Below are 3,464 nucleotides of genomic sequence, written 5' to 3'. Positions count from 1 at the left end.
AGGCGTTCGAGGAAGTTGATGAGATCATCGGCTGGCCGGTAGCGGCCGGGGGTGGTGTTCGGTCCGCTGACGCGGCTGAGGGCCCGTTCTTTGACGGTCATGTCGGCGTGCAGATAGATGTGGGTTGTGACCGGGCTTTCGTGGCCGAGCCACAGGGCGATCACGGACGTGTCGATGCCGGCGTGCAGCAGCGCCATCGCCGCGGTGTGGCGCAGCGTGTGTGGAGTGACGCGCTTGGCTGCGATCGATGGGCATGTATTGACCGCTGCGGCAGTATGTTTGGCGACGAGTCGTTGAACCGCGTCTGCTGACATCGGTGTCTTGCGTTGGGTCGGAAAGGCTGGACTGTTGGCAGCAGTGCCGGCCTCGGGCAGCCAAGCGCGCAGGGCGGCGGCGGTGGGTTTGGTCAGCGGTGTGCTGCGTTCCTTTCGGCCTTTTCCGGTGGTGTGCACGGCGGCTCCCGGTGTCGTGGTGGTGACATCACTGATGCTCAGCGTGGTTATCTCCGAGACCCGAAGACCGGTCGTGACGGCAGTGAGCAGCAGCGCGTGGTCACGTCGGCCGTACCAGGTTGTTCGGTCCGGCGCGGCCAGGAGGGCATCGGTCTCGGTGCTGGTCAGATACGACACGGTCACCTGGTCATGGCGGCGTTGCGGGATCGCCAAGATCTGACTGGCCGTGTGAGCACGTTCTGGGATCAGCGGCAGCGCATAGCGGTAGAACGAATGGATCGCGGCCAGCCGGGCGTTGCGGGTTGTGGTGCTGTTGTGGCGTTCGATGTCAAGGTAGTTCAGGAAAGCTCCGATCATCACGGCGTCAAGATCATCGAGTGTCAGCTGCGCCGGGGATCTCGTGGTCTGGTCGGCGGCGAAGGTCAACAGGAGCTTGAAGGTGTCCCGGTAGGCCGCGATCGTCTGCGGGCTGGCCCGCAGGTGCCGCATCAGCCGGTCGGTGAAGAACCCTTGCAGCAGCGAACTCAGCGTCGGGGTGATCATGGCGTCACCTTCGTGGCAGAGGCTTCGGCGGCGTTGTCGAGGCGGTCGGCGGCAAGGGTGAGCAGTTCGGGCACTGCCTGCAGATACCAGTACGTCGAGGCGGGATCGACGTGGCCGAGCCAGGTTGACAGCAGTGGCAGTCGCGCTTGAACGTCGTGGCCGTCGCGGTACCAGTCGATCATCGTGGTCACGGCGAAGGTGTGGCGCAGATCGTGCAGACGCACTGGCCGGCACCCCGGCGCGGTGGCCAACCCGGCGGCCGCGACGATCTCACGGAATGTGGCATTGAGCCGGTCAGGACATATCGGTCCGCGCCGGGTGGTGAGGAAAACCGTTGCGCTGCTGTGTGTGCTGGTCCCGACCCATGCTTGGCGGGCCTGCAGGTAGTCGGCGATCACGGTGGTGGTGCTCGGGTGGATGAACACCAGCCGGGACTTGCCGAACTTCGTCTCCAGCACCTGAATCACTCCGTCGGCCAGGTTGATGTCGCTGACGGCCAGCCGGCACGCTTCGCCCGGGCGTAGCCCGGTGGAGGCAAGCAGCCCGATCAATGTTCGCCACGTCAGCGCCTTGAACGCTGGATCCAGGATGCTTGTCGCGGCCAGCAGCGCGCAGATATCGTTTTGGCTCAGTACATTTGGATGCCTCGGCCGGTAACGACGAGGCCGGTGCTCTTCGGCTGGGATCTGCGTGAGCGGATCCAACGCATGCTGGTATCGGGCGAAGATCCGCACCGCGTCCAGCCTCCGGGCTATGAGGGCGTCGCTGACCGGAACCTTGATCGGGGTTGTGGCCCATCGGATTGCAAGGTCGTTGTGGACCCGGGTGGCCCCGCGTTCCTCGCAGAACTCGACGAAACTGCCCAGCAGCTTGCCCAGGCCTTCGAGTTTGAATCCCAGCGCCCGGCGGGTGGCGAGGTAATCAGTGACATTCTCGCGCAATGTCTTCATGACCGTGCCCCCGGCCACGGGCGCGCCATGCCTCGACCGGCATCGGGATCTGCCGTCGCGGTGATCGTCGGCCAGGGCCGGGCCAAGGGCCGCAATGCGACGTCATCGACCTTGGCGTAGATGGCGGTGGAGCGCGCGCTGCGGTGGCGCAGCACCTGACTCACCTCCGGCAGCGACGCCCCACAACGCAGCATCTGCGTCGCCAGCGTGTGACGGAAACGGTGCGCGTTGATGCGCTCCAGCCCAGCGTCTCGGCACGCCCCGGCCACCAGGTGAGCGATCACTGCGGTCGATATCGGGTGTCCTGCGGGCTTGACGGTGGTGAACACCGATCGCGTCGCGCATGCCGGCCTGCCATCGACCAGCCACGCCGCAATCGCCTCACCGGGTTCCGATGGCAGCGGCAAACGCTCCACGTGGTTACCTTTGCCGACGATGGTCAGTTCTCCTGCTCGCCAATCGATATCGTCGAGACCAAGAGCGGCGATCTCGCCTCTGCGGAGCCCGAGTCGGGCCAACAACAGCAAGATCGCGTAATCGCGCCGATCGGTAGCAGTCCAGCAGTGACGTGACGCGACACCCAGGAGACGCTCAAGATCTGCAGCCGGCACTGCCTTGGGAAGCGACGCCAAATGCCAGCCCGTCGGAACTGGAACCGCCCCCGATAGGTCAGCCGATGTGCGGCCGGTGGCGTGGGCGAATCGCAGGAAGGAACGCACCGACCGCGCCATCGACTTCGCCGAATTCGTATTGCGGTCCCTGCAGAACTCGACCATGAACCCAGTGACCATGCCGGCATCCAGAAGGCTCACCGAGACCCCGGCGGGCTGGACCAACGTCCTGAGGAACTGCGCAACCGCCTTGCTGTAGTTGCCAACCGTCACTGGCGACAAACCACGCTGGCGATCCAGCCACTGCTCGTACTCGATGAGTAAATCATCGATCGACACCCGGCGATCACCGGCATCGATAGCGCGTGTGGGATACATGGGGTTCCTCCTCCTGATAGGCAAAGCAATGCACCATCAGAAAGACACACCATGTCCTCGCGCAGGCCGATTATGCCGCGCGAGCCACCCCCGAAACCTCCACCGAACTGCACGAACACCACCACGCTTGCCCCCGGCTCGGCATAACCACGACCTCGGGATAATTGGAGTAGCCGACCTTGCGCAGGTCGTCTTCGTTCTCCGCTTCGAAGTACAGGGTGGTCACGTCATAGAGCAGCAGACTCAACGTGCCCCGCTCATGGGAGTGCGCGAAACATTTCCCGGTGATCACATCCCGGTATTCGCCCGTAACGATGGAACGGAGGTGCCGTTGAATGGTCCTGTAAGACACCGTATTTGCGCCCAGATCGGTCAAGACCCGAAGAGAATCAAGCTTGCTGGTCGGCTCGACGATCCGGGCGATCACCAAGTCCCGGAACACCGCATCACCGACGGCGCCAAAGCCCAACCCGTCATAGGTTTTGCCGATCGCCTCATAGAGCAGCCGCGAACTGGTCGACGCCGTGCGC

General features: G+C 64.1%; 3 protein-coding genes and 1 pseudogene. All 4 read right to left on the bottom strand.

The features are described from left to right. Positions 1 to 995 (bottom strand): tyrosine-type recombinase/integrase (locus WA944_RS26275; protein ID WP_526609406.1); only part of this gene is annotated, 995 nt, incomplete at its 3' end. Beyond that, positions 992 to 1,945, bottom strand: a complete 954-nt coding sequence (locus WA944_RS26270; protein WP_526370442.1) for a tyrosine-type recombinase/integrase — start codon at positions 1,943 to 1,945, stop codon at positions 992 to 994. The genes WA944_RS26275 and WA944_RS26270, both read right to left, overlap by 4 nt. Then, entirely contained in the window at positions 1,942 to 2,934 is a 993-nt protein-coding gene (locus tag WA944_RS26265; protein ID WP_526609408.1) for a tyrosine-type recombinase/integrase, read from the bottom strand. Before WA944_RS26265 ends, WA944_RS26270 begins: the two co-directional genes overlap by 4 nt. Before the next feature lie 145 nt (positions 2,935 to 3,079). Beyond that, positions 3,080 to 3,464 (bottom strand): annotated as a pseudogene (locus WA944_RS26260) (IS1634 family transposase); the annotation flags it as partial.

It is taken from the genome of Mycobacterium sp. (assembly GCF_049683355.1).
Classification (GTDB): Bacteria; Actinomycetota; Actinomycetes; order Mycobacteriales; family Mycobacteriaceae; genus Mycobacterium.
The sequence above is the reverse complement of the archived record's forward strand: the minus strand, read 5'-3'. Positions and strand labels throughout refer to the sequence as shown.